Here is a 21,364-nt window from a genome sequence, read left to right as displayed (position 1 = left end):
TCAGCGCCCCTCCGGGATCCGACATGGACTCGGAAGGATCTCGATGGTTGCCCCTACCGCCGCGGCATGCTCCCAGAGCGGCGCGCGGGCCGATCGGATCGGCCAGCGGCTCCCTGGCTCCGGCTGGCCCAGCGGGTAGAGCCCAATCACCATGGAGGCCGGGCCAGGAGGCAGATCGAGCGGAAGAGTCACCCGATATCCTTGAGCGATCACCTCTCCCGGTCCCCACTCGCGGAAGGATTTGATTCCGAAATCGAGGGGCAGATCCCGACCCCCCACCATTCGGCCCCCTCGATCGTGAAGGTGGAGAAACACCACCGGCACGCGCTCCTGAGCCTGGAAGGCCTGCACATCCCTCACGTTCCAGAGCATGGTGAACTCAAGGGCCTCGCCCGGACAGAAGGCCTCTCCACTCAGGGCGATCACCCCCAGGACGATGCCGTTCTGGAATTCGATCATGGGCATGCGATAGGTAGCTGGAAGGGCGGATAAAGGTTCCTCCAGGAAGACCACACGCCGGAGGAGGATCCGCCGGGCCGGGGGAAGCTCCAGCCGCCCGCTGTCCCCTCCTTCCACCCAGCCCTCCACTTTGAACGCCTGGATGTCTGCGGGCAGGGGGAGAACCCCGATGGGCAACTTCTCCAGGTAGAACGGCAGAACGCGGGGGAGAGCCCCCTCCAGGACATAAGAGGGAGGGACGCTCGCGCGGTTCAGCGGGGTGATCTCCAGTCGATAGCGACCGGGCGTGATCGAGATCCGCCAGGGCCACGCGCCCCGTGGGAGATTCAGGAAGATCCAGATCCGATCCCCCACGGGCACGCCGGTGACGTCGATTTCCCCGACCGTGGACCGCGGGCGCTCCCGAATCCAGTAGAGCGTCCCGGCGGGCGTTTCCGCCTCCCTCTCAAAGGAATCCCGGAACAGCGCCCAGCGGGCCTCCAGGGCCTCCCGCTCCCCCGGAGCCCAGCCATCGGTTCGAACCAGGATGGCCCGTACACCCAGATCTTCCAAAAAAGCCAGGCTCTCACGGGATGGGAAGACCAGGAGACGATCCGCCACCTCCCAGAACAGGGGAGGAAAGAACCCGCTGTAGCCAATGGGCGTCGGTTGCCCTCGATACAGGGTGGCAAACTGGGCATGGGTCAACCGGCGCATGGTCTCGGCATCGGACAGCACGTCCAGGGTTCGGAGAGTGGGAAGCTCGATAAAGGGGCTTGTCGGGCGATGGCTGGCGAGGTGCCGGTCCAGATCCGGCAAGGGCTGCGGCGCCGGATACCGGGGGAAGGGACCCCGATAGGCTTCCAGGGTCGCCAGGGCCAGCACGGCGAGAACCCCCCCGGCTCGAGGGATCCGCCGGGGGTGCCACGCGTGCCAGCCAAGGCCGGCCAGCCCGGCCAGGCCCAGCTGAGCCAGCACAAACATCCGAGCGGGGACGCGGATGGCCTGAAAGCCCGGGAAGAAGCGCCAGAGGAGAACATAAGGCATCGCCGGGATCAGCGGCGGATCCTCCAGCCGCAGACGGAGCGCCGGGCCGAGGGAGAATATCCATCCCAGGGCCAGCAACAGGGCGAAGGGCCGGCGCCAGGGAGAGCGGCTCCGCCAAAGGCCATAGGCGGCCAGCGCCAGGGGCACCACCCCCGGGAAAAGGGTCTCAATGTGGGCATACCGGTGGACCTCGCGGAAAGGTGGGAGCGCGGCGTAAAGATGTCCATGGGGTACCAGCAGGTAGCTGAGCGCCCCAAAGAGGGCCTGCTGATCCAGCCCCCGCGCTCCCACCCAGCGGCGCGCCTCCAGGTAAGGCCATGTGACCGGAAGCAGAAGCCCGGCCGCGGCGGCCATGGCGAGGGCGATCCTCCCCCAGAGGGCGGCCCGGCGGGCCCGGGGGTTGCGCATAAGCTGTTCGGCTCCCACGCTGATTAAACCCACCGCTGTGAACAGGCCGTGATAGAGCGATATCAGAAACTGGAGCGCGAAGACCCCCCCCAACCCCACGACATCTCGACATCGACCGGTCCGCAGGGCCCGCAGGAAGAACAGAAGAGCCAGTGGGATCCCGAAATTCAGCAAAACCTGGAGCTGGGGCGAAGGCCCGAACCGAAGCGTCATAGAGGCGAATAGCATTCCGCTCAGCATCGCCGCCGATCGATCCCCCGTCATCCAGGAAACGAGGGCATACATGGACCCGGCGGAGAGAACAAAGGCGGAGAGGAACAGCACGTTGTAGGCCAGCACCGGGTTGCCCGTGAGCCCGATCACCGGCGCGATCAACAGCGCGGCCCCGATGAGATGTTCGGAAAAATACAGCGTGTAAGGGTAAGGATAAAAATTGGGCGCGTGGGGGAGCTGGGCGGGATGTCGCAAATGAGTCGCCACCCATCCCAGCGTCCACGCGTTCAACACGGCATCCCCATCGTTCTCAAGATGCGAGGACGCTGTCAGCGCCACCGGCCAGGTCAGCGCGACCGATAACGCGGCGAACAGGAGGATCGGCGGCCCATGGCGTCGCGCGACCTCAGCGAACCTCGAGGTCCAGCAGATCCACCACTTCGCCATGATCGGAGGGCTCTCGACTGCCTGTCCTCTCATCGTAGAATCCGATGCGCAGGATATAGCGGCCGGGCGGTAGATCGAGCAAAAACCCATAGCGGTCCAGAACAGGCCAGCCCGGCATCCACTCCTCGATCCGTCCCCACCCATCCTGAGGAAGACGATCCTGTTGCAACAGGGGCGGCTGATCCGGATGGCCGATGTGCACAAACACTTTGCGAGAGGAAGGGGAGGGGCGCACCGCTTGCCAGATCAGGGTCAGGCGCAGAGGAGCCCCCCTTTGCAGGTGGAGGATCGGCTTGTCCGCCCCGGAGATCGGTGTCGTCTCCCCCTGGATGGCCGCTGCGCTCAACTCCAGCCCATGGGCCCAGCGGATGCCTCCCCCAACGATATGCCACCCCCCTCGAGGGCTCAGGTAGAGGATCAACCTCATCCAGTCTTCATAATCGTTTTCGCGAACCTTATAGGCGTGCTCCAGCAGATAACGCTCGATCCCGGGCTCCGGCTCATGCCAGCGATTCCACGGCCGCATCAGCCAGACCCGGGGATGCCGGGCGAGGACGCGGTCCAGCAACATCCGCTGGGGCTCCGGGAGAGGGAAAGCGGCGGAGAAGATCCCATACCAGTCCACAGGCGCCCGCAGCCAGTTCAGGAAGTAATCGCCGAAATACGGATAGGTCATCAACAGCACGTCCCCCGCTTGCGCCTCCCGATTGAGGTCCTCAATCATCGGCCGAAGGAAGCGGGCGTTCTCGTGGAAATCGTAGCGGGGATCGTCCGCGATCGCGTGGAGGGACCATGCCGCCGCCAGGAACGCCCCCACACTGAGCCCCCCGATCAGAAGGAGGTTTCGCCCAGGCAGCGTCTCGGAAGCCTGTCGGAGCTGCTGGAGGATCCCCAGGGCGCACAGACCTGCCCCAAGACTGATCGCTATCGGAAGCCAGAGGATGTGCCAACCTGGCCCCTTGCGGATCCATGCGGGCGCCGGATCTGCCCCATCCAGCATCCGCCAGTGGCCCAGGATCGGGTTGTAAGCCAGATCCCAGGCCACGCGCTCCATCGCCTGCGGATAATCCCTCAGCACATGATATAAGGAGCGATCCAGCTCGCCTTCAAAGACGCGGGGATCCACCAGGACGCCGGCCAGCTGGGGAAGCATGGCCAGCAGCCCGAGACCGATCAGCAAGGGGAGACCCCAACGGCGGGGCGGCCGGAGGAGATGAGCCACAGCCGGGGCGGCGGCGAGCATCATCCCAGGAATCAGAGGGATCATATATCGCGGTCCCCAGCTCAGGCCACCCCACCAGATGATCTGACGGCTGTAACCGATTAGATGAAGGGCAGCGAAGGCCGTCAGGCCCCCGGCAAGAAAGGGATAGGTTCGAAAGAGCCTCCCGAGCCCCGCCAGGGCCAGCAGCAAGGCTGGCGAATAGATGAGCACCCCCTTGCCGGGGCTTACCGTCAGGGCCAGGGCTCGACGGACCATCTGCTCCGGCTCAGAGAGCACAAGCTCCGGCGAGCGCGAATACTCCACCACATTACGGGCGAACGCCGGAACGCCAGCCAGAGTGGTCCGGTAATACAGATGAGCAGGGATCATCACAATCATGAAGCCAGCCAGCGCGGCCATCCCCGCCTGAAGCGCCATCCGCCGGGAAGGAAAACGCATAGATGGATAGAGAGCCATGAGGAGGCCCGGAAGGGCGATCAGAGCGGATTGCTTGGTCGCCACCGCCCCTCCGAAAGCCAGCCCAGCCAGGAAGAAGAGCGCTTCAGGCGGCCTGGGGATGAGAAAGGGTGCCCCGAAGGCCAGCAACAGCCAGAACCCGGCCAGAGGTTCCCGGAACAGCCGCTGGCTGTAGGGCCAGGCCATCGTCCCAAAGGCGAACAGCAACGCGGTGGCCGTGGCAGTCGGGGCGGAGAAGTTCAGGCCTCTCAAAATCAGATAGAGCGCGCCGACCGTGGCTGCGGCGACCATCGGGCCCAGCAGCATGGCCGTCTGGAAGCGCCCCGTTCCCAGAAGATCGCTCAGCCCGAGCAGGGGAACCATTGCTACGATCTGAAGGGGCTCGTAATTGGGAACCATCTCTCCCGACACTGCGTACATGCCTACGTTCGCGCTGCCGGGCTTGACATCCAGATAGTAAAGGGGGTGGATGGTGAAGCGCCCGATCTTCTGAAAGCTCGAGGCAGAGGCGAACATCGCCCGCTCATCATCGCTGATTGGGTAGCCGGAATAGGTCAGGAAATACACCGCGAAGGCAAGCATCCCCAACCCCAGCGACCATCCCACGTCCCGTCGTGTGATCATGGGCCAACCTCAACGATCCCGAGCTCGAGGTGATCCGAAGTCCCCACCGGGATGCGAATCAGGGTCTCCCAGTTGTATCGCCCGATGACCAGGCGGTAGCGACCCGGAGCAACATGTTCAGGAATCTTTAAATCGAAATACTCGAACAGGATCTCCTCACCGGACCACGCCACGGAGGGATAGGATCCTCGGCCCACCGGATGATCGTCCTGGGCGATCAGCCGGCCGGTCTCATCCAGGAGATGCACAAACACGCTGTGCTCCTCCCGAACCTCTCCCCATCGCCGCCATGCGGTCGAGACGCGCAGCCTTCCGCCCCGGGGCACAGCGCCTTCAGGCTCGAGCCGGAAGGCCACCAGCTCGATCCCATCCGCCCAACGCGCCGTTGCTGGACGCATCTCCGCCAGGGCGCGCGCCTCCGGCCGGAACGCGAGCAGCCGCAGCGGGCCGAAGGCCTGTTCCTCCCGAAGCTCCGCGTGCAGGCGCAGCCAGCGCTCGACCTCCTCGGATCCCGGCCACATGGGCAGGTGGATCGGGATCAGCCAGATCCGCTGGTGCTGCAAAGCGAGGCGCTCCAGGGCGGCGAGGGTTTCCGCCCGCTGGAAAGGCTGTATAGACGGCAGCATCCCCCAGGGGATGGCGTCTCGATGATAATATGTGAACGACGGATCGGGAAATGTAATCAGCGCGTAATCCCCGGGCTGGGCCTTCCGATGCAGCTCGGCGGTCAGCTCCCGGATCGGAGGGCTCTTGGCATACCGGGGATCCGCGTAATAATGCACCAGGCTCTGGGCGAAACCGAGCCCGATCCCCAGGCTGCACAGGCCCAGGAACCCCCAGCGCCACGGCTTCCCTCCCCGGAGCTCTCCCATGCCGATCGCCGCCAGAAGGATCCAGAAGGGAAGGGCGGTGATCATATAATGGGGAGCGAAAACCGATCGGCTCCGGGCCACCAGGAAGGTCGCCGCAATCGGCGCAGCCAGGTGCCCAATCAACCAGAGGCCTTCCTCCAGCGAAGACCGGAAGGACCGCCACGCCCCGATTCCGGCAGCCAGCGTCCAGCCGGCGATCGCCGCTGCCGCCGCCAGGCCATCCCCGGTCGTCCCTACCGTAAACGCCCGGGCGATCTGATACAGCCCGTCCAGGAGCGCGGGAGCGCGCTGCGCCGTCCCTGAATACGGGGCCAGCGCATGCCCGGCCAGAATCGCCCCGGGGAGGAAGAGCATCAGGACCGCCCCCTGGGCCATCCCCCATGGCCGGAGAAGGCGACGCCGGAAAGCGACGATCCACAGTCCTTGCAGCGCGAACAGGATGATCAGATTGTAATGATAATAGGCGCCCAGCGTCCCGATCAGGATGAAGAGCGCCCAGTCCCGCTTCCGGCCCGTGCGCAGCGCCTGCAGGAGCGCCGCCGGCTCCGCAACGCCAAAGAACGCCAATGTCCCATATTGCCGGGCGTCCTGGCTCTGCCAGATCAGATAGGGGTGAACGCTGGCCAGAGCCATCCCCGCTATGGCGATCGCCCGATCACGGCCGAGAGATCGAAGCCACCAGCCCACCAGCGGGAGGATCAGGAAGGTCAGAAACAACGAATGGAAGCGCAGCGTAAACTCCCCGTCGCCTGCCCATCCTATCCATACCTTCATCCAGAGAAAGGGCAGCGGAGAATGGGGCTCCCGGGCCTCCCAGATGAACCGGAGGATCGACCCGGGATCCTGGCGGGCGATCATCCACGAGAAGGCTTCATCTCCCCGCAGGGAGGGAAGCGCAATCCGCCACACGCGCAGAAAGAAGCCCGCCCCCAGGAGAGCGAGAGCGGCAACCGGGATCGCCCGGCGATGTCCCGCTGCTGTGCCTCGCATCACGGGAGGACCTCGATCTCGTCCAGGATCTGGGGAGATGGGGAGGCCTCTCCAGGCTGTTCCACCCAGACCGCCAGCCTATAGCGGCCGGGGGGCAGATCCTCCGGAAGGAGCAGGTCCCGATCATCCACAATGAGGGGACCCACCGGCCACTCAGCAGGGGGATGCCGGAGGAGGAGACCATCCCGAGGGGGAAGCGCCTCCCCGCGGAGGCGCCCCCCGGAATCCATCAGCGCGGCACGGAGATGAACCTCGGAGCGATGAGCGGCCCTTCGCTGCCAGTAAAGGGTGAGATGGAGCTGACGGGTTGGCGGGAAAACGCCCCAGGCTCGCGGGCGCACCCCTCCCGAGCCTGCATGCTGGAACCCTCGCAGGATCCATCCGCCCGGGAACGACAGGAAGGTGGGTCGAGCCCCTGGAGGAAGATCCTCCCGCTGCCAGCGGATCGCGTAGGCCCGGATGCGGATCTTCTCCGGGAAAACTTCCATCCGAACCGGATACCGGGACCGCAGCACCTGATCCACCAGGTCCTGGGGATCGGCCCAGTCCGCGTGGGCCCGGATATACCAGAGGGTTTCATATTGCTCCAGGCCCAGGTCGTTTAAAGTCCGCTCGGCGACGGAGCGATCCGGGAGGGGATGCGCAAACGCCCGATGATCCAGGGGCTTCCGATAATAATGAAAGAACGGGAAGCGAACATATTCCGCAAAGAAGAGCGCTCCGTCCCGGGGTCCAGCATATGCGGAAATCCATGCGGCCGCTCCACGCCAATCCTCCTTGGCGCTCCGGGGGGACCAGAGCTCCCGCAAGCCGGGGACGCTGATCCCCACCCACCCCATCCATGCCGCGACCATCCACGCCCGGCTCCGAGCAGAAGGCTTCCCCCAGGCGATGAGGGCCGCCAGCCCGATCAGGAACATGGGGGTGAGGCTCATCCAGTAGCGCGGAGAGGTGAGGGGGAACCGCTGGCTCGTCAGATACCAGAGCCCCCATCCGAGCCCCAGGCTGATCCCCCACCGCACGGGGGAGAAACCCCGAAGCCGAAGGAGGCCGATGAGCAGCACCGCCCCCATGTAAATCCAAAGGACAGCCTCTGGAAACCCGGGCGGGATCTGGTAAACAGTCCAGGTGATGATCAGGAGCTGGACGGCAGCTCCCAGGGGCTGGGGAGGATTCCACCAGAACACGGTGCCCTGCTGGCTGAGCCATGCCCGCAGGGCCAGGGGCCATCCAGCAAGCAGGATGACCGTTAGAGCAAGCAGCCACCGCGGCGGCCACCCCAGGCGCCTCCCTTCCCATGCGGCCAGCGCCAGATGAGCAGTGATCATCCAGAGCGCGGTGAGATGGGTATAACACGCGGCCGCGATGGCCACGCCATAGCGGAGCCAGCTGGACCAGCGGTTTCGTTGAAGCGCCCGCAGCAGCTCCAGCGTGCTCAGGCTGCTCAGGGCGAAGAGAAGGCCATAGACGCGGACTTCCTGGGAGAACCAGACCAGGTAGGGCTGGAGCACACCCATGGCCAGGGCCAGTCGACCGATCGCTCGACCGAAGGCGATCCGGCCAAGCGGAAAGAGGAACGCCAGGCCGATCAGCATCCACCCGGCCGAGAAAAAACGCAACGCGAAATCCCCGTCCCCAGCCAGGGCTATCCATCCTTTGAGCAGGAGGAAATAAAGGGGAGGGCTCACTTCCTCTCGAAAGGCCATGGTGCGTTCGAGCAGCACCCCCAGGGGCAGCCGGGCGATCCAGAGCGCTGCTCCTTCATCCAGCCAGATGCTATGGTAGGTTAAACCGTGGATCCGGAGCCCCCAGCCTAACCCCAGCAGCGCCAAGGCCACAAGGTCCCCGCGCCGATGGGTGTGGATCCATGGACGGACGGGCATCCTCGGGGGGGAGATGGACACGACGCGCATCCCGCATAGAGGATCTGGAAAGTTGTTGCCGGCTTCCGCCGCGCTCTCCGGCCCGTCTTTACCGCAACGCCGACCGGACCGTGGAGTAAAGGGATTCCGCTTTCAGCTCCTGGAGCGTATAGCAGGGGGCGCCGAGATGATCGGCCAGCGCCTGGGCCAGGCCCTGATCGAAGGCCGCATGCTCCATGTTGATCACCACACACGGGATCCCCCGCTCCCGAAAGCGGTCGGCGATCCGGTGGGCTTCCTCCTGGGGCGGCAGCTCGCTCATGGAAACGTTGCCCGCCCCGTCCGTGAGCAGGATCATCAACGGGCGCACCTCGGGGCGCAGGAGCATCTCCCGACAGAGCACCTCATACGCCAGCAACAGGCCCGCCGAAAGCGGCGTCTTGCCCCCCACCGGAATGTCCTCCAGGGCCTTCTTGGCCAGGTCCACACTCGAGGTCGGGGGCAGCACCAGCCGGGCCCGATCTTTCTGAAAGACGATCAGCCCCACCCGATCCCGCCGCTGATAGGCGTCCGTCAGCAGGGAGAGGATCGCCCCCTTGGTGGCCTCCATCCGTTCCGCCACCGCCATGCTCCACGAGGCATCCACCACGAAGAGGATCAAATTCGCGGCCTTGCGGACCCGAACCTTGCGATGATAATCCTCCGGCCGGATGGCCAGGGTGGTCTGAGAGCGGTCCCGCTCGATCTGATGGGGGGCGGCAGCCCGGAAGGTGGCGTCGAAGGCCAGATCCTCCGCCTGGCCCGGGGAGGGGCGCGCCCAGATGTAACGGCCCCGCTTGCGGGCGGAACGGGTGGCGCTCCGGCGGCCACCGATCCGTCGCTCCCGCCGATCCTTCGGCGTGTCCAGGCGCTTCACCCGGAAGGTCTCCCCAATCGGGACCCGCTTCCCGCCCTCCCACCACACGCCTTCCTGACGGGTGACGGTCTGGCGCTGCAACGGCGCCGATTCCTCCCCGACGGGATGGCTCTGGTCACGGAGCTCCCCGTCGGTGCGCTGGGCTTTTTTTGGGGTCCCCCCCTCCGAACCCGAGGTCGGCTGGGAAGGGGCATTGCCTTCCATCTGGCGCCGAACCTGCTCCATGCGTTCGGCCAGCTGCTCCAGGGTGAGATGGCCGTCCTCGTCGAAGGGCCGACGCTTGAGCCGATGGGGGAGCGCCAGCTCGGCCGCCAGCAGGATGTCCTCCTCCGTGATCTGATCCCGGCCCTTGAAGGCCGCGTGGGCTCGCGCCGTCTTCAAGATCACCAGATCCGCTCGATGACCATCCACCCCCAGGCTGGCCACCAGCCCGGCGATCAACAGCAGGTCCCGCGGGGTGTGGATGACCTGAGGAAGCCGCTCCCGTGCCGCCGCGATCTCCTCCGAGAGCTGGCGTTCATACGGCTCCCACTCCGCGCGGAACCCCTCCGGGTCCTGTTCGAAAGCCAGGTTGCGCCGCAGGATCTCCGCCCGCTGGGCAGGATCCCGCACCCCTTCCACATTCACGCAGAGGGCAAAACGGTCCAGCAGCTGCGGCCGCAGATCGCCTTCCTCCGGGTTCATGGTTCCAACCAGAATGAAACGGGCCGGGTGCTGGAAGGAGATCCCCTCCCGCTCCACCACATTCACCCCCATCGCCGCCGCGTCCAGCAGCACATCCACAATATGATCGTCGAGCAGATTCACTTCATCTACATAGAGAAGGCCCCGGTTAGCCATCGCCAGGACCCCTGGCTCAAACCGGCGCTCCCCCTTCTGGATCGCCCGCTCGATGTCCAGGGTGCCCACCACGCGGTCCTCCGTGGCGCTGACCGGCAGGTCCACGAAACGGGTCTTGCGCCGGGCCACCGGGAGCGTCTCGCCCCGGGCGGCCCGCTCCTGACAGAGGGTGCACCAGGTGGCTGGCTGATGGGGATCACAGGCGAAAGGACAATCGGCCACCACATCGATTTCGGGAAGAAGGGCCGCCAGGGCGCGGGCGGCCGTGGACTTGGCGGTGCCCCGTTCCCCACGGATCAGCACCCCGCCGATCTGCGGGTAGATGGCGCAGAGCACCAGCGCGCGTTTCATTCGCTCCTGATCGACGATCGCCGTAAACGGAAAAACCACACGCATCGGAACCCCCTTCCGGACAGGAATCCAATGGGCGGCGGCGAGCATGGGGTGTGGGCGATTGCTTTTCATTGTAGCGGAAACAAGGAACCGGTCAAAAAATGGGGATAGAATGGCGGGAGATGACAGGAAGAGCGCTCTTGCTCTCCCCTTCAAACTCTACGGCATTGTCCGGTCATAGGAGGCTTTCGCAGGAGATGGCCGATGAAGGCGGCCCACCCACTCCCTCAACCTTCGAAGATGGAGCGTGAGGGATCTCCATAGGAGAAAGCGGCGATGCATGAAGAGGACGCTTATCTCGCAACCCTGCTGGAACTGTTCGGACGGGCCAACTTCGAGACGCGCCGGCCTCGTGCGCCGGAGGCCTTCCGGCTGGAACCGATCCGACGTCTGCTGGAGGAACTGGGGAACCCTCACCGCCGCTACGCGGTGATTCATATCGCCGGCACCAAGGGGAAGGGCTCCACCGCCGCGATGGCCGAGGCGATCCTCCGGGCGGCCGGATACCGCACGGGCCTTTACACTTCCCCCCATCTGCATACCATGCGGGAGCGGATCCGCATCGGAGGGGAGCTGATCCCGCCTTCCACCGTCGTGGAGCTCTTCGGGCGGCTCCGTCCAGCCATCGAGGCCGACCCCGACCTCACGGTCTTCGACATCCTGACGGCGATGGGGTTCCTGGCCTTCGCCGAGGCCGGCGTGGAGATCGCGGTGGTGGAGGTCGGCCTGGGAGGACGCCTGGATTCCACGAACGTGGTCTCCCCGGCCGTCTGTCTGATCACCGCCCTCAGCATGGATCATACCGAGATCCTGGGGCCGACGCTGGCCCACATCGCGTTTGAGAAGGCCGGCATCCTGAAGCCTGGGGTTCCTGCCGTAACGGCTCCGCAGGCGGAGGAAGCGATGGCGGTGCTGCGGCAGGTGGCGGCGGAGCGCGGGGCCCCTCTCTGGACCCTGGAGGGCTGGCGCTATGGCCCGAAGGACATCGCCCCGACCGGGCAACGGGGGGAAATCCATTCCCCTGACGGGTCCCACTGGTCCATCCGCCTGCCGCTGCTGGGACGCCATCAATGGGAGAACGCGGCCCTCGCGGTGGCCGCCGTGGGCCAGCTGCGGGAGCGGGGGTGGATGATCCCCGATGAGGCGATCCGGGAGGGGCTGGAACGGGTGCGATGGCCAGGGCGCTTCGAGGTCCTGCAGGAAGAGCCCCCGCTGGTCCTGGATGGGGCCCACAACGATGCCTCGGCGACGCGGCTGGCGGAGACGGTGGCCGAGGTGTTCCCGGGGCGTCGCTGGCAGCTGGTCTTCGGGATTTCCGCCGATAAAGATCCGCGGGCCATTCTGGCCCCCCTACAACCGCTGATCGAGGGGATCTGGCTCACCCGCTCCCGCCATCCCCGAGCGGCGGACCCCCAGCGCCTGGCGGAAGCCGCGCAGGCGCTGGGCCTTCCCGGGCGGATCCGCCGCGAGGTGGCCCATGCCCTGGAGGACGCGCTGGCGGAAGGCGGCCCGGTTCTGGTCACCGGCTCCCTGTTCGTGGTGGCCGAGGCCCGGGAGGCATGGGCTGCCTGGGGTCGGATGCCCATGCCGGAGGTGGATCCAATCCTGGTGCGGGTCGGAGGGCGGTGAAGAGACGCTGCTCAGGCCGCGCGGGGTGCCCCAGCAAGGTATAATCGAGACAGGTGGAGTGCCCTCTTGTCCTGGGGGTCCCCAGCGGGCGGAGAAGCCTTCCGGCGACCTGTTCGAGGAGGGCCCACCTGTTTCTATACTTTATCACCAATAGGGGGAAGGCCATGAGCGGCCGCTATGCATTCTTCAAGGGTCGCATCGTGCCCATCGAGGAAGCCGTGATCAGCGTGCGGACCCACGCCTTCAATTACGGGACGGGGGTCTTCGAAGGGATACGGGCCTACTGGAACGAGGAGGAGCAGCAGCTCTTCATCTTCCGGCCCCGCGAGCACTACGAACGCCTCCTTGCCTCCGCCCGAATGCTCCTGATGAGCTTCCCCTACACCCCCGATGACCTCACCCGCATCACGGTCGAGCTGCTTCAAAAAGAAGGATACCGCGAGGATGTCTACATCCGCCCCATCGCCTACAAAGCCGACGAGGTCATCGGGGTCCGCCTGCATAACCTGAAGGAGGAACTGACCATCTGGACCACCCCCTTCGGCCACTATATTGAGCGCGAGGCAGCCCACGTGATGGTCTCCTCATGGCGGCGGATCAACGACAACGCCATCCCCGCTCGCTCCAAGATCACCGGCGCTTATGTGAACTCCGCCCTGGCCAAGAGCGAGGCGATGCTCAACGGGTTCGACGAAGCCATCGTGCTCACCGAGGACGGCCACGTGGCCGAGGGGAGCGCAGAGAACCTGTTCATCGTCCGGAACGGAGCCCTGATCACACCCCCGGTGACCGATGAGATCCTGGAGGGGATCACCCGGCGCACCATCATTGAGCTCGCCCACAACGAGCTGGGGATCCCCACGGTGGAGCGCCACATCGACCGCACGGAACTTTACTACGCCGATGAGATGTTCCTCTGCGGCACCGGTGTGCAGCTTGTCCCGGTGGTCTCGGTGGATCGGCGGCCGGTGGGCAATGGGGAGATCGGGCCGATCACACGACGGCTCCACGATCTTTACTTCGATGTGGTCCGGGGAAAGGTGCCGAAGTATCGCCACTGGTGCACGCCGGTCTACGCGCCGGAGCCCGTGCGGGCTTCCGGCTAAGCCGCCGCATGGCCGCAGCGATGCTCCCCCGAGAACAGGGGGTGGTGGGGCGGTCGGCTCCGCGGATCGTTCCACCACCCTCTTTCTTTTTTCCCACCCGGCCCAGCAAGCTCTCCAGAGGAGCCCCCCGCACACCCCCGTTCGCGATCGGATCGAGTTAGAATGAGAATAGATGCGGAAGGCTAACCCGAGGCCGGATGGCCGGATCGGGGAACGGCCGATGGAAAGATGGTGGACTCCCTTTGTCTGGAGCGGCGAGGAATGACCCTTCGAAACAGCGAGCTGGGATGGTTGCTGGAGCGGCGGCGGATGCGGCGGGCTCGCAGCCGCCGGGGGGCCAGCGCCTGGGTCCGCCTAACGCTGGCGGGTGCGATCTTTCTCGCAACGGCCTTCGGCGTGCTGACCGCGGCGGGCGTGGCCGGGGCTGCCGCTCTGTATACGAGCCTGGTCCGGGATCTCGACCCCTCCCGCATCGAGGCCAGTGCCAGAGCGTTCGAAACCACTAAAATATACGACCGCACCGGCCGTGTCCTGCTCTACGAGGTGATCGACCCCACATGGGGCGATCGGACGTGGGTCCCCCTGGACCAGATCCCGCTCTCCCTGCGCCAGGCCACTATTGCCATTGAGGATCGCTCGTTCTATGAGAACCCGGGGATCAACCCGAAGGGCCTGTTGCGGGCCTTGTGGATCAACCTGCACACGGGCGGCGAGGTCGTTCAGGGCGGCTCCTCTATCACCCAGCAGCTGGTCAAAAACACCCTCATCGATCCCCAGGAGCGCTATCAGCGCTCCTATGTTCGCAAGATCAAGGAGATCCTCCTCGCCCTGGAGCTCTCCCGACGCTACTCGAAGGATCAGATCCTGGAGTTCTATCTCAACACGAACTTCTACGGGAACCTGGCCTACGGCGTGGAGGCAGCGGCTCAGATCTACTTCGGGAAGCACGTGTGGGAGCTGAACCTGGCGGAGTCGGCGATGCTGGCCGCCATCCCCCAGTTCCCCAGCCTGAACCCCATCGACGCTCCCCAGGAGGCCAAGCGGCGGCAGGAGCTGGTGCTGGATGCCATGGTAAAAGAAGGCTACATCACGCCGGAGGAAGCCGCGGCCGCCAAAGCGCAACCCATCCCGATCCGGCGGAAGCCCGCCGAGCGCTTCGATATCAAGGCCCCCCACTTCTCGCTCTACGTCCGCCGCTGGCTGGAGGAGCGCTTCGGGCCGGACTTGGTGAACCGCGGCGGGCTGCGGGTCTACACCACCCTGGACTGGGACCTCCAGCAATACGCGGAGGAAGCCGTCCGCCGCCACGTGGAGAAGCTGAAGTCCGAGAACCGCAATGTGACCAACGGCGCCCTGGTGGCCATCCGCCCGAAGACCGGCGAGATCCTGGCGATGGTGGGGAGCGTGAATTACTGGGATGAATCCATCGATGGACGTTTCAATGTGGCGGTCGACGGGCTGCGGCAGCCGGGTTCCGCTTTCAAACCCTTCACCTATGCCACCCTGCTCAGCCAGGGCGTCCCGGCCTCCCACCTGTTCTGGGATGTTCCCAAGACCTTCGACCAGGGGCCCGGGATGCCACCCTATGCCCCGGAGAACTACGATCGCAAATTCCACGGCCCGCAGCGGATGCGGCTGGCCCTGGCCCGCAGTTACAACATCCCGGCGGTGGAGGCCCTGCAGATGGCCGGGATCGCCAACGTGATCCGCCTCGCCCATCGCATGGGCATCACTACCCTGGACAAGGGCCTGGATTACTACGGCCTGGCCCTCACCCTGGGCGGCGGCGAGGTCCGCCTGATCGATATGGTCTACGCCTTCAGCGTCTTCGCCAACAACGGCTTCATGGCCGGGGCGCCGGTCCCTGAGGAGCGCCGCCGGCCCGGCTATCGCGAGCTGGATCCGGTCCCCGTCCTCCGGGTGGAAACACCGGATGGGAAGGTCCTCTGGGAATACCGCCAGCCCGAGGTGCAGGCCATCCTGGATCCCCGGGTGGCGTATCTGATCACCAGCATCCTCTCGGACAACGCCGCGCGCTGGGAGGCCTTCGGACGGGGGAACGTGCTGGAGCTCTCCCGGCCCGCCGCGGTGAAGACCGGGACGACGAACGACTTCCGGGATAACTGGACCATCGGCTACACCCCGCAGCTGGTTGTGGGGGTTTGGGTGGGGAACACCGACAACCGCCCGATGCGGAACGTGTCGGGGATCGCCGGGGCGGCCCCCATCTGGCACGATGTGATGGAATACGCCCACCGGGGCCTCCCGGTGGAGCCCTTCCAGCGGCCACCCGGCCTGATCGAGAAGACCATCTGCGCCGTCTCCGGGAAGCTCCCCGGCCCTTACTGCCCGACGGTGCGGGAGCTGTTCATCCCCGGCACCGAGCCTCATGAGGTCTGCGACCTCCACCAGGCGTTCCTCATCAATCGCGAGACGGGCAAGCTGGCCACCGCCAGCACGCCGCCGGATAAAATCGAGGAGAAGGTCTTCCTGGTGGTCCCACCGGAGGCCTTAGGCTGGGCTCGGGAAGCAGGCATCCCTCAGCCGCCCACGGAATATGACACCCAGTTCGCCCAACCCGTCGGCGATGTGGCTATCCTGAACCCCGCCCCCTACGCCTATGTGCGGGGGATGGTCCCCATCATCGGGAATGCGCGGGGGGACGTGGCCTCCTATCGGGTGGCGGTGGGCGCCGGCCTCAACCCCACCGCCTGGATCCCCATTGGCCCGGATCATGGGAACCCGGTGGATAACGGATTGCTGGAGAACTGGGACACCACCGGTTTCGCCGATGGTCTCTACACCCTCCAGCTCACAGTGGCCCGCCACGACGGCAGTGTGCACACCGCCATGGTGCCCGTAACCGTGGATCACACGCCGCCATCGGTTCGGATTGTGTATCCCCGGGAGGGCGAGCGCTACCAGCTTTCCGATGAATGGATCAGCGTGAACACCGAGGTCTCGGATAACTACGCCATGGATCGGGTGGAGTTCTACGTCGACGGCCAGCCGTTCACGGTGCGGGATGCGCCACCCTTCAACGCCAAGTGGTATTTCCGGCAAGTGGAGCGGGATCGGCTGCTGGGTTGCCATGAGTTCTGGGCGAAAGCCTACGATAAAGCGGGCAACGAGGCCGAAAGCAATCACGTCCGCGCCTGCGTGGGGCGTTAAGTCGGGCACCCCCCTCGCAACCCACCCAGCCCTGCAGGCCGCGAAATGGAGAGGGCCCGTTCCTCCCCAACAATCGCCGGGGCGGCTCTTGCTCGAAACCCCGCTTTCCCGTTATACTCATGTTGCTAACACCTCTCCAACCATCGCAACGGGGAATCCCAGCGAACGGCGTGAGCAGGGACGGCCCCCCAACGAACTGAGCGCATGATGGAATGGGTCCTGCGCGGAGCCCCCCGGATGGATAGGGGAGTCCAAAGGGGGCGCAATGGTTGCTGAGCTCCCGATCGCCAGAACGAAAATCTACCCGCCGGTGCGGCGCGGGCCGCTGCTGGATCGCCCCCGCCTGCTGAACTTCCTCCACGAGCATATCGATAAAACCCTTATCCTGATCTCCGCGCCCGCCGGCTATGGGAAGACAGCCCTCCTCGTCCAGTTCTACCACGACACGGACCTGCCCGTCGCCTGGTATAGCCTGGATGAGACGGACCAGAACACCCACCGCTTTGTGGAGCACATGGTCGCCGCCCTCCGCGAGCGGTTCCCCGCTTTCGGCCGCCTGACTCTGGGTGTCCTACGGGCCGGAACCCCTCCTGATGCGGTGGCCACCGCTATGATCAACGATATGCTCGAGAACATCCCCGATTACTTCGTCCTGGTTCTGGACGATTACCACGTGGTGGCCGAGCACCCGGGGATCCAGATGGTGATCCGTCATCTGCTGGAGCATGCGCCGGAACATCTGCACATTCTGCTGGCCAGCCGCGGCCCCCACGGCCTCCCGCTGACCCGCCTGGTGGCCCGCCAGCAGGCCATCGGTCTGGGCCTCCAGGATCTCGCTTTCACCCCCGAGGAAGTGCACACCCTCTTCACCCGCCACTACGCCATGGAGCTCTCGGAGGATGAGGCCCGGGCCCTGGCCCAGGAAACCGAAGGGTGGATTACGGCCATCCTCCTGCTCGCCCAAAGCCTGCGCGAAACCCGGGCCCGACCAACCCTTCGACCCAGCGAGCCGGGGACCCTCTATCGCTACCTGGAGGAAGAAGTCTTCGCCCGCCAGCCCCCGGAGCTTCAGGATTTCCTCCTGGAGACCGCGATCCTCCCCCTTTTCAACGTCGCCGCCTGCAACGCGCTCCGGGGCCGCTCCGATTCCGCCTACTGGATCGAGGAAGCGGACCGGCGTCAGCTCTTCCTGATCCAGGTGGAGACCACCGCCGAAGGCCCTTGGTATCGTTACCATCACCTTTTCCGGGAGTTCCTGAATCTTTACCTGCGAGGGCGGGATCCGGAGCGCTACCGGCACCTGCACCGGCAGGCGGGGAGATGGTTCGCCGGGCGCGGCGACGCGGAGGCCGCCGTCGCCCACTTCCTGGAGGCCGGGGACCTGGAGGCCGCGGGGGAGGCCATGGAGGGAGCGGTGCGGGGAGTTTACGCGGCCGGGCGCCTGGAAACGCTGGGCCGGTGGTTCCGGGCCCTGCCTCCCGCGCGTCTCCAGCAGGCTCCCCGCCTGTTGCTTTATCAGGCCAAGGTTATGGTGGATGCCGGACGGCCGGAGGCGGCCCTCCACCTCCTGGAGCAGGCCGAGGCGGCCTGCGGGCCGGAGGAGGACCTGCTGAGGGTGGAGATCGCGGTCCAGCGGGCCTCGACCCTGAACCTAATGGGCCGCCACGCCGAGGCGGCGGCCGCCGCCGAGGCCGCCCTCGCCCGCTGCCGGCCCGAGTGGGTGCACCCCCTGGCCGCCGCCCATCGGTTGCGGGGCTTCGCCCGCCTCGCCCTGGGCCGCCCCCGGGAGGCGGAACAGGACCTCCGGCAGGCCATGGCCCTGTTCCGATCGATCGATTCCCCGGTAGATCTGGTGAACACCCTGATCGAGCTGGCAGAGGCCCTGCGGGCCCAGGATCGGCTGGCGGAGATGGACCTCTACCTCCAGGAGGCCCTGGCCCTGGCCCGGACCCTGGAGAACCCCCGCCCCCTGATCACCCTCCTGAACAACCTGGGCTACACGGCCTACGCCCGCTGCCAGTTCGAGGCCGCCCGGCGTTACTACGAGGAGGGCCTGGGGCTGGCCCGCCAGGCGGGGGATCGGCGGATGGAGGCCTTCCTCCTCATCGGCCTGGCGGACCTCGCCCGGGATGAGGAGCGGCTGGAGGAGGCCCTGGAGGCCTATCGGGCGGCCCTGGGGATCGCCCGGGAGATCCATAACGTGTTCCTGATGGCCTACGGGCTGGAGGGGATGGGGCGGACCCTGCGGCTGCAGGGCCGGGCCCGGGAGGCCCTCCCGCCTCTCCAGGAGGCGGCGGAGATCGCCGCCCGCCTGGGGCTGCGCCCCCTGGCGGCCGTGGCCGCCCTCTCCCGGGGGATGGCCGAGGTGGAGGCCGGCTACATCCTGGAGGGCCTCTCCCGGATGGCCCCGGCCCTGGAGCGCCTGCAGGAAGCCGACCTCCCCACCCGGGTGTGGGCGCACGTTGTGATCGCCCGGGCCTATTTCGAGGCCCACCGGCACCGGGAGGCCCTGAAGCAGCTGGCCGAAGCGGCCCGCCTCAACGGCCCCGATGCCATGATCGCTTCCCTCCTCCCGGAGCTGCGGCGGGCCGACGGCCTCTTCCGATTGGCGAAGCGGCGGGGGGTGGAGTGGCCCCCCATCTGGGATCCCCTGCGCCGGCTGGGCCGGTCCCGGCGGGCGGCCGCTCGGGTCGCCTCGCCTCCCCTGGAGATCCGGGCCTTCGGCCCCGGGGAGGTATGGATCGAGGGGCAGCCGGTGGCCTGGCCGGAGGCCCGCAAGGCCTGGGAGCTCTTCTTCTTCCTCCTCACGGTGGATTCGGCCACCCGGGAGGAGATCGGGGCCGCCCTGTGGCCGGAGGCCCCGCCGGCCCGCCTCATCGGCCAGTTCCACTCGGCCAAATGGCGCCTCAAGCGGATCCTGGGACGGGAGGTCCTGGTGTTCCGGGAGGGGCGCTACGCCTTCGACCGCCGCCAGCCCCACTGGTATGATGTGGCCATGTTCGAGGAATATCTGCGGCGGGCCTGGGCCGCCCGGGAGACGCCGGAGGCCCTCTCGCACCTCCGGGCCGCGGTGGAGCTCTACCGGGGGGATTACCTGAGCGGGTGGAACGCCGAATGGGCGGTGGAGCTCCGGGAGCGGCTGCGGACCCGCTACCTCGAGGCCCTGCTCGCCCTGGCGGAAGGGTCCCTGAAAGGGGGGGAGCCCCAGGCCGCCCTGGCCTGGTTCCAGCAGGCCCTCGCCGCCGACCCCTACCTGGAGGCAGCGTGCCTGGGGGCCCTGCGGTGCTACCTGGCGATGGACCAGCCCGCCGCCGCCCTGGCCTTCTACCGGCAATATGCCGCCCGGCTGGAGCGGGATCTCGGCCTGCGCCCCTCCCCGGAGGCCCGCGCCCTCTACGAATCGATCCTCCGCCGCCAGGATCGCTCCCGCTGAGGAGAGCCGGATTCGGATGTAACCCGTCCCCAGGAGGGCCCGGGCGGATCCCGACGCCCGCCCGGAGAGGACCTTCCCTCACCATGGGCCGGAGGGGATGGCATTGGATTCCGTGGGATCGGCCCATCGGCCATCGCCCCGCTGCCCCCGCCCGCCCGCGCGGGCTCCCCCTCCCCCCCATCCTCCCTCTCTGTTAGAAATCCTTAGCCTTCCCCGTGAGAGTTCCGTGAGAAGTCCCCCGTAAGATAGAGCCAGAACCCCTGAGGAGGAAGCGCCATGAAGACCCGTGGGCTCGCGCTGGCGACCTGGCTGATGGCCCATCCCCATGCGCTCCGCCTGGCCCTGCTCGCCGTCTGGCTGGTCGGGGCGGTCTTCCAGCTGGCCAACCCGCCTATGGGCGGTGGCAATCCCACATAGTTTCCGCTTATGCGCGGGAATCCCTGGATGGACGGAGCGATGGCCATGTCTGCAGCGGCGATCGATGAGCTGGTGGGCTGGGCCCTGATCGATGAGCGGATCCGGCAGGATCTGCTGAGCGCCCGCCGGGCGGAGGTCCTGGCCCGGTATGATCTCACCGAAGAGGAGCGGCAGTGGCTCCTCCAGGTGCGGGCGAAGGACCTGACGGATTTCGCGGCGGCGGCCGCCCGCTGGATCGAGCATCGGTCCTCACAGGAGATCACCCCCTATCCCGATTTCCTGTTCGCGTAGGTGAACGATGAGACTCCTGATCGTAGAAGAAAACGACGATATGCGAATGCTCTATCGGATCGGCCTGGGGAAGCTCGGTGTGGAGCTTCTGGAGGCCGCGACGATGGCCGAGGCGCTGGAGCGGATCCGGGAGGGTCGTCCCGATGCCGTGCTGATCGGCGATGCCCTCCCGGATGGCGATCCCTTCGAACTCTGTCGGCGGATCAAGTCGGATCCCGAGACCCGGGACATCGTCGTGGCCATCGCCGTCTACTATATGGATGGCGCGATCCGTCGGCTGAGCCAGGAGGTGGAAGCCGACGCTTGCTGGCTGGCCCCGGTCCCGCCCCGGGAGATCCCCAGGCGGATGGAGGAGCTCCGGCAGCGCCGGCAGGCCCCCTCGCCGGGCGAGAACAACGGCTCCCACGAGCCCCCGCCGGAGAGCTGAGGGATCGCTCTGGCCTCAAGGGGCGGCTCCCGCTCGCTCCTCGAGGCCGGAGCGAGCGCCGGGTGAGGGCGCAATGATCGATTGAGAGACCTTCCCGAAATGTGGGCAGGCACCCGTCCCCTGCCTTAACTGGGGCTGAGACCCCAAGGGGAGGTTTCA

At 66.5% G+C, this 21,364-nt stretch carries 12 protein-coding genes; 7 read left to right on the top strand and 5 right to left on the bottom strand.

Going from position 1 to position 21,364, the window contains the following annotated elements:
* From VAE54_RS03740 to VAE54_RS03720, 5 genes are all read right to left on the bottom strand, one after another.
* A complete protein-coding gene (locus VAE54_RS03740) occupies positions 1–2,553 on the bottom strand; it encodes a hypothetical protein (RefSeq protein ID WP_322800595.1) in 2,553 nt (850 codons plus the stop codon).
* Positions 2,513–4,858, bottom strand: coding sequence for a hypothetical protein (locus tag VAE54_RS03735; protein WP_322800594.1), 2,346 nt, complete (start codon positions 4,856–4,858; stop codon positions 2,513–2,515). Before VAE54_RS03735 ends, VAE54_RS03740 begins: the two co-directional genes overlap by 41 nt.
* On the bottom strand, positions 4,855–6,720 hold the full coding sequence (locus VAE54_RS03730; protein ID WP_322800593.1) for a glycosyltransferase family 39 protein: 1,866 nt from the start codon (positions 6,718–6,720) through the stop codon (positions 4,855–4,857). Before VAE54_RS03730 ends, VAE54_RS03735 begins: the two co-directional genes overlap by 4 nt.
* Positions 6,720–8,603, bottom strand: coding sequence for a glycosyltransferase family 39 protein (locus VAE54_RS03725; protein ID WP_322800592.1), 1,884 nt, complete (start codon positions 8,601–8,603; stop codon positions 6,720–6,722). The genes VAE54_RS03730 and VAE54_RS03725 overlap by 1 nt, the downstream gene beginning before the upstream one ends.
* A gap of 88 nt (positions 8,604–8,691) precedes the next feature.
* Positions 8,692–10,734, bottom strand: coding sequence for a putative cobaltochelatase (locus tag VAE54_RS03720; protein ID WP_322800591.1), 2,043 nt, complete (start codon positions 10,732–10,734; stop codon positions 8,692–8,694).
* A 273-nt stretch (positions 10,735–11,007) separates the two neighbouring features.
* On the opposite strand from VAE54_RS03720, the gene VAE54_RS03715 reads away from it, so the two are divergent.
* From VAE54_RS03715 to VAE54_RS03685, 7 genes are all read left to right on the top strand, one after another.
* The gene (locus VAE54_RS03715; RefSeq protein ID WP_322800590.1) at positions 11,008–12,360 is read left to right on the top strand and encodes a folylpolyglutamate synthase/dihydrofolate synthase family protein; all 1,353 of its coding nucleotides are present in this window, start codon (positions 11,008–11,010) and stop codon (positions 12,358–12,360) included.
* A 164-nt stretch (positions 12,361–12,524) separates the two neighbouring features.
* A complete protein-coding gene (locus VAE54_RS03710) occupies positions 12,525–13,466 on the top strand; it encodes a branched-chain amino acid transaminase (RefSeq protein WP_322800589.1) in 942 nt (313 codons plus the stop codon).
* A 261-nt stretch (positions 13,467–13,727) separates the two neighbouring features.
* A complete protein-coding gene (locus tag VAE54_RS03705; protein WP_322800588.1) occupies positions 13,728–16,637 on the top strand; it encodes a PBP1A family penicillin-binding protein in 2,910 nt (969 codons plus the stop codon).
* A gap of 265 nt (positions 16,638–16,902) precedes the next feature.
* Complete coding sequence (locus VAE54_RS03700; RefSeq protein ID WP_322800587.1) at positions 16,903–20,070, top strand: tetratricopeptide repeat protein; 3,168 nt, start codon at positions 16,903–16,905, stop codon at positions 20,068–20,070.
* Positions 20,071–20,346: 276 nt separating this feature from the next.
* Positions 20,347–20,487 (top strand): hypothetical protein, encoded by a 141-nt coding sequence (locus tag VAE54_RS03695; protein WP_322800586.1) that lies wholly within the window; start codon positions 20,347–20,349, stop codon positions 20,485–20,487.
* Between the two features lie 45 nt (positions 20,488–20,532).
* Positions 20,533–20,778: a hypothetical protein gene (locus VAE54_RS03690; protein WP_322800585.1), complete on the top strand. Its 246-nt coding sequence runs from the start codon at positions 20,533–20,535 to the stop codon at positions 20,776–20,778.
* 7 nt (positions 20,779–20,785) lie between these two features.
* Entirely contained in the window at positions 20,786–21,205 is a 420-nt protein-coding gene (locus tag VAE54_RS03685; RefSeq protein WP_322800584.1) for a response regulator, read from the top strand.
* The last annotated feature ends 159 nt before the right edge of the window (positions 21,206–21,364 follow it).

This window comes from Thermoflexus sp. (genome assembly GCF_034432235.1).
Classification (GTDB): Bacteria; Chloroflexota; Anaerolineae; order Thermoflexales; family Thermoflexaceae; genus Thermoflexus.
This window is presented reverse-complemented; position numbering and strand designations above follow the sequence as displayed.

Excerpts from the sequence above, each read along its gene's own strand:
- VAE54_RS03725 (WP_322800592.1), bottom strand. The coding sequence starts at position 8,603 with ATGCCCGTCCGTCCATGGATCCACACCCATCGGCGCGGGGACCTTGTG.
- VAE54_RS03740 (WP_322800595.1), bottom strand. The coding sequence starts at position 2,553 with ATGGCGAAGTGGTGGATCTGCTGGACCTCGAGGTTCGCTGAGGTCGCG.
- VAE54_RS03710 (WP_322800589.1), top strand. The coding sequence starts at position 12,525 with ATGAGCGGCCGCTATGCATTCTTCAAGGGTCGCATCGTGCCCATCGAG.
- VAE54_RS03720 (WP_322800591.1), bottom strand. The coding sequence starts at position 10,734 with ATGCGTGTGGTTTTTCCGTTTACGGCGATCGTCGATCAGGAGCGAATG.
- VAE54_RS03700 (WP_322800587.1), top strand. The coding sequence starts at position 16,903 with ATGGTTGCTGAGCTCCCGATCGCCAGAACGAAAATCTACCCGCCGGTG.
- VAE54_RS03695 (WP_322800586.1), top strand. The coding sequence starts at position 20,347 with ATGAAGACCCGTGGGCTCGCGCTGGCGACCTGGCTGATGGCCCATCCC.
- VAE54_RS03735 (WP_322800594.1), bottom strand. The coding sequence starts at position 4,858 with ATGATCACACGACGGGACGTGGGATGGTCGCTGGGGTTGGGGATGCTT.
- VAE54_RS03685 (WP_322800584.1), top strand. The coding sequence starts at position 20,786 with ATGAGACTCCTGATCGTAGAAGAAAACGACGATATGCGAATGCTCTAT.
- VAE54_RS03715 (WP_322800590.1), top strand. The coding sequence starts at position 11,008 with ATGCATGAAGAGGACGCTTATCTCGCAACCCTGCTGGAACTGTTCGGA.
- VAE54_RS03730 (WP_322800593.1), bottom strand. The coding sequence starts at position 6,720 with ATGCGAGGCACAGCAGCGGGACATCGCCGGGCGATCCCGGTTGCCGCT.
- VAE54_RS03690 (WP_322800585.1), top strand. The coding sequence starts at position 20,533 with ATGTCTGCAGCGGCGATCGATGAGCTGGTGGGCTGGGCCCTGATCGAT.
- VAE54_RS03705 (WP_322800588.1), top strand. The coding sequence starts at position 13,728 with ATGACCCTTCGAAACAGCGAGCTGGGATGGTTGCTGGAGCGGCGGCGG.